The following is a 4,656-nucleotide window of genomic DNA, read 5'->3' on the forward strand; positions in this document are numbered from 1 at the left end:
GCGCAGGACGCCTTCAACAAATGGTCGGAGGCATTCGCGCGTCGATTCGGCGCGCTGCGTGCTGCACCACAGTGAGCGCCTTGGACATGAAGTTTTTTCGGAGGGTGGCCCTCTTCTCCCGCCCACGGACTTGGGCCCTCAGCGTGATGGTGGCAGCCCTTTTCTCAGCGTCTGCCCATGCGCAACAAAGCAATGAGGAACTCGCCAAGGCGGCGCAGAACCCGCTGGCCAGTTTGATCAGCGTGCCATTTCAGCTCAACACCAACTTCGACACAGGGCCGGAGCAGCGCACGCAGAACGTTCTCAACATCCAGCCGGTCGTGCCCTTCAGCCTCAACGAGGATTGGAACCTGATCTCGCGGACCATCGTGCCGCTGATCTGGCAGCCGGCCTCCTCACCTTTCGAAGGCTCCACCTTCGGTCTCGGAGACATCCAGCTCAACGGCTTCCTGTCACCGAAGAACTCAGGCAGCTGGATCTGGGGCGTCGGCGCCGTGGCGCAGCTGCCCACGCACACCAACGACCGGCTCGGCAACGATCGATGGGGCCTTGGCCCGACTGCCGTCGTGCTTCGGCTCGAGAAAGGCAGTCCCTGGGTCTATGGCGCGTTGATCAACAACATCTGGTCGGTGAGCAGCTCGTCGACCGATCCGAAGATCAACCAGCTGACCTTGCAGCCGTTCCTGAACTACAACTTTCCGGGAGGCTTCTACCTGACCTCGTCGCCGCTCATCACCGCGAACTGGGAGGCGGCCGGAGGCCAGAAGTGGACCGTGCCCGTGGGCGGAGGGGTCGGCAAGATTGTCCGCTTTGGCAAGCTGCCGGTAAACCTGCAGGCCTCTGCCTACTACAACGTCGAGCGACCCGACAACGCACCCCGCTGGGCGCTGAGACTCCAGGCGCAGCTGATGTTCCCCAAATAACCGCCTTTCAGGACGCGGGCTCGACAACTCATCAATGACAACGCTGCAATTGCAGGAGACCTTGAATGCAACGTCTCGGTGGGTGTGGAGTTCGGTCTGTCGAGCGTGGGCTGGGCAAGGCCAGCAGCTTCATGGCTTCGGTGGAGACGGGCAAGGACGTTCACCCTCGACGCGCGCTGGAGCATCGAGCCGCAGTCGCAGCTCGCCTGGCAGCACAGCAGCTTCGACGACCTGATCCTCAATGGCGCGCGTGTACCATAGGGCCCGGGCAATGGCTGGATCGGCCGCCTGGGCGTCCGCGTGAAGAGCGACCTCGCCACGGGGGCCGGTCGGCTGCATCCCCATGGGCGCGTGAACCCACGCGAGCATCGGGGACGATGTGGCCACCTTCATCGGCCCGGCGGGAGTGACCGCGATTGCGAGCGGGGGCAGCTACAGCGCTGGCGAGGTGGCCGCCCTGACACCAGCGACGAGCCTCTACGGCGAATTTGGGCATCTGTGGGACATCGGAGGAGACGCCACCGTCAAGGCCTCGGTGCAGGCCTCGTTCGGTATCAAGGTGCGCTGGTCGCCGTACCGCCAGTCAATCTCACGTCATTCTCCGTCGCGCCGCCGTCCCGGCACGAACGTAGGAGCCACGAAGCATCGTGGCATCACGAGCAATGCTGGCGATCGCCAGCCTGAACTTCACAGGAGAGAGCTTTGAAAAATGGATCCTTGCTGGCGGCAACGGCAGCCTTGGGAATGATGACCTTGATGCCCCTGGACGCTTCGGCGGCCGCGTGCGTCAAGGGCGTCTATCGCGCGGGGTGCGCCGGCCCGAACGGCGCCGTCGTGGCCAGAAAGCCCCCGCCGCCCAAGGTCACTTGCGTCAATGGTGTCTACCGCGCGGGGTGCGCAGGGCCCAATGGCGCCGCGGTCGTCCGCAAATAGCTGTCCGAGCCGGGCGATGCGGGCTTCTAGCTTGCCCTTGACGTCGATCCGCGATGGATTCGCTTTCTTCTTTGCCACTGCGCCAGGACGTGGCCATGCAGACGGCCGTGGGCGTGGACCGCGAGGTGGCCAGCGCACCGACACTTTGTCGCCTGGAGAACTGGGCCGATCGTGCCACCGCTGTGCGGCTGCACCGCTTGCTGGTCGAGCAGTTCATCGCGAGCTTCGAGACCGCGCCCGAAGAATTGGTGCTGGACTTTGACGCCACGGACAACCCGCTGCACGGCCAGCAGGAGCAGCGCTTCTTCAACGCTACTACGACACTACTGCAACTTGCCGCTGTACGTGTTCTGCGGCCAGCAGCTGCTGTGCGCCTACCTGCGCCCAAGCCGCATCGATGCAGCGCAGCACACCGCGGCGATCCTCAAGCTGCTGGTCACGCGGCTGCGCCAGGCYTGGCCCGACGTGCGCATCGTGTTTCGTGGCGACTCGGGGTTCTGCCGCCAGCGCGTGATCAACTGSTGCGAGCGCTCGGGCGTGCACTACATCATCGGCCTGGCGCGCAACTCACGCCTGGAGGCTCAGGTCGCGTTCGCGCAACTGGCGCTGAAGGACGAGTACGAGCGCACAGGCCACAAGCAGCGACTGATATGATTGACGAACTCAGCTACGCCGCGCAGAGCTGGGMGCGTGAGCGGCGCGTGATCACGCGGCTGRAGTGGGGCGAGCAGGGCCACAACCCSCGMTTCGTGGTGACAAACCYGCACGGTGATGCCACGGCGCTCTACGACGGCCTTTACTGCCAGCGCGGCGAGGCAGAGAACCGCATCAAGGAAGCGCAGGTCGGCCTGTTCGCCACACGCACCRGTTGTCATGTCWTCGCTGCCAACCAGCTTCGAATGCTGCTGGCCGCGCWGGGCTACGTACTCATCGAGCGGCTGCGTGCGCGCGCTGCAGGGCACGGTGCTGGCCACCGCGCAGGTCGATACGCTGCGTATCGGGCTGCTCAAGGTGGCTGCCGTGATCACCCGCAACACCCGTCGCATCCGGCTGGGTGATCCGCATGATTGCTCCGTTTCGCACGGAGCTGAGCCAGAAGCATCACCAGCGATCGTCTCTATCAAATGACTTCGCGTCAACATTCCACGCTCTTCCATGCAAGCGCGTCAGTTGCCCAGCCGTGCCGGTCATGATCACCTCGGGAGCCGATTGCAACTGACCGGCCATGCGCCCTTGGTTTGCTGCGATAACTCGGTGTTAGCGAAGATGCCGGGCTTGCGAGAGCGACCCCATGCAACCARCAAGCGCCCGCATAGCCAATCCGCGCATCTCAGGCGCTTCGATACCCAGCGCTGCTTTGGTCACGCAGCAGTGACGTGGAGGCGCATGCCAGTGGCAGCCAGCACCTTGTACAACGTATCAAGGCGCGGGTTGCCCGCATCGCCCAAGGCGCGAAAAAGCGACTTCTCGCCCACTCCGGCGCGCCGCGCTACATCCGCCATACCTTGTGCACGCGCCACATCGCGCAGTGCCGCTCGCAGCGTTGCCACGTCGCCGTCGGCAAGCACAGCCTCCACGTAGGCTGCCCGCGCATCGGGGGTTTGGAGAAACTCCCCCACGACTTCATCCAGCCGGCGGCCAGCAGACTTCTTGCTTGTTGACATCATGCGTTCCTTTCTTTCCAGTCTTTCAAATAGGCAGTTGCTTGGGCAATGGCAGCCTTCTGGTCGCCTTTGGAGCTCCCCGATAGCAGCAGCAGGACCAAGGGGCCGTCTCGGTAGGCATACACCCTATACCCCGGGCCATGGTCGATTCGAAGTTCGCCGACGCCTTTTCCGACGCTCTTGTAGTCGCCGAGAACCCCAGTCGTTGCAATTCGACGAAGGCGGGCCAAGATGATGGCGCGTGCCTGCACGTCCCGCAGCTCGTGCAGCCATTTTGTCAACGGCTCATCACCATTGCTGCGAGCGTAGAAAATGACTTCCATGGTATCTCATATGATACCATGGGCCGGGCAGAACGCCGCGCCGGACGGCAGGGGGCGAATCCAGCGGCCTACCGGGAGGGCTGCGTTGGGCCACGCGGCGCCGTCGAAGTTCGGAAGCCGCCAGTCGTCGAGACGCCCACCGTCGTGCATCCGAAAGTCGTCCGTCCGCCAGTCGCCCATCCGCCGGAAGTCACTTGCGCCAGGGGTGTCGTCCGCTGTGTAGGGCCGCACGGTGCGGCTGTGATTCGCAGATGATCTTCTGGGGGATCGAATGCGCGCTGAGTTCGAGCGCCAATCCGCTTCGCCCCGCGCAACTCGCGAGACTTCCACGACCGGGCCATCCGCGCCTTGATTTCCGCCGCCCTCGCCCGTCTCGAGGCCGAGACGTCGGCGTCTATTCGCAGCGAGGTGCCACCCGAGACCCTGGAGCAGTGGGGCCGAATGATCGCGCAACCGCACGCCACGGGCCTGACCCTGGACTCCGGAACACGGAGGCACGACAAAGCGTAATCCTGGCTATCGCATCGCGCGCCGTGCCAAGGATCAGTCCGTAGGGGCATGAGGCAACGATGCATTGACTGTTCCGGCAAATTGCCGTACATTTTGCCCAGAGAGGACATCGATATGCCTGCCGCTTCCACCGCTCGGCTTGAAGCCCGAATTACCCCGGACCTGCACACGTTGCTCAAGCGCGCGGCAGAGTTGCAAGGCCGGACTCTGAGTGATTTTGTCGTTGAGGCAGCCCGGGATGCAGCCGCGCGAGCCATCGAACAGGCCGAACTTATTCGACTGTCGTTGGCCGACCAGCAACGT

At 63.9% G+C, this 4,656-nt stretch carries 5 protein-coding genes and 1 pseudogene; 4 read left to right on the top strand and 2 right to left on the bottom strand.

Features of this window, described 5'->3' with window-relative positions:
- Nucleotides 1-146: 146 nt before the first annotated feature.
- From AC1DY5_RS42700 to AC1DY5_RS42710, 3 genes and pseudogenes are all read left to right on the top strand, one after another.
- Nucleotides 147-923: a transporter family protein gene (locus AC1DY5_RS42700; protein ID WP_478120473.1), complete on the top strand. Its 777-nt coding sequence runs from the start codon at nucleotides 147-149 to the stop codon at nucleotides 921-923.
- A gap of 379 nt (nucleotides 924-1,302) precedes the next feature.
- A complete protein-coding gene (locus tag AC1DY5_RS42705; RefSeq protein WP_478120474.1) occupies nucleotides 1,303-1,629 on the top strand; it encodes a hypothetical protein in 327 nt (108 codons plus the stop codon).
- 304 nt (nucleotides 1,630-1,933) lie between these two features.
- Nucleotides 1,934-2,909 (top strand): annotated as a pseudogene (locus AC1DY5_RS42710) (IS1380 family transposase); the annotation flags it as partial.
- Nucleotides 2,910-3,217: 308 nt separating this feature from the next.
- Here AC1DY5_RS42710 and AC1DY5_RS42715 read toward each other — a convergent pair.
- Together AC1DY5_RS42715 and AC1DY5_RS42720 are read right to left on the bottom strand one after the other, a co-directional pair.
- On the bottom strand, nucleotides 3,218-3,520 hold the full coding sequence (locus tag AC1DY5_RS42715) for an addiction module antidote protein (protein ID WP_478120475.1): 303 nt from the start codon (nucleotides 3,518-3,520) through the stop codon (nucleotides 3,218-3,220).
- A complete protein-coding gene (locus tag AC1DY5_RS42720) occupies nucleotides 3,520-3,843 on the bottom strand; it encodes a type II toxin-antitoxin system RelE/ParE family toxin (RefSeq protein ID WP_478120476.1) in 324 nt (107 codons plus the stop codon). The genes AC1DY5_RS42715 and AC1DY5_RS42720 overlap by 1 nt, the downstream gene beginning before the upstream one ends.
- Nucleotides 3,844-4,467: 624 nt before the next feature.
- Between AC1DY5_RS42720 and AC1DY5_RS42725 the strand changes: the two genes are divergently transcribed.
- The coding region (locus AC1DY5_RS42725) for a type II toxin-antitoxin system TacA family antitoxin (RefSeq protein WP_478120477.1) at nucleotides 4,468-4,656 on the top strand (189 nt) is incomplete at its 3' end.

Source organism: Variovorax sp. P4_D9 (genome assembly GCF_056401695.1).